General features: G+C 72.3%; 1 protein-coding gene. It reads right to left on the bottom strand.

Translation table 11 applies throughout. From position 1 onward, the window contains the following. The coding region (locus IZR01_RS51995) for a hypothetical protein (RefSeq protein ID WP_228561498.1) at nucleotides 1-200 on the bottom strand (200 nt) is incomplete at its 3' end. Nucleotides 201-264 lie beyond the last annotated feature (64 nt).

Raw genomic sequence — 264 nt, 5'->3', positions numbered from 1 at the left:
AGCTCACTGCTCACTGCGACATCGCTGGTGCCCCGCTCAGCTCGCAGCCGTCGCACACCGCCACGCCGTCCCACCAGGCCGCGGCGCTCCGGCAGCTCACTGCTCACTGCGACATCGCTGGTGCCCCACTCAGCCCACAGCCGTCGCACACCGCCACGCCGTCCCAGCAGGCTGCGGCGCTCCGGCAGCTCACTGCTCACTGCGACATCGCTGGTGCCCCGCTCAGCTCGCAGCCGTCGCACACCGCCACGCCGTCCCACCAGG

Source organism: Catenulispora pinisilvae, assembly GCF_015356865.1.
Taxonomy (GTDB): Bacteria; Actinomycetota; Actinomycetes; order Streptomycetales; family Catenulisporaceae; genus Catenulispora; species Catenulispora pinisilvae.
This window is presented reverse-complemented; position numbering and strand designations above follow the sequence as displayed.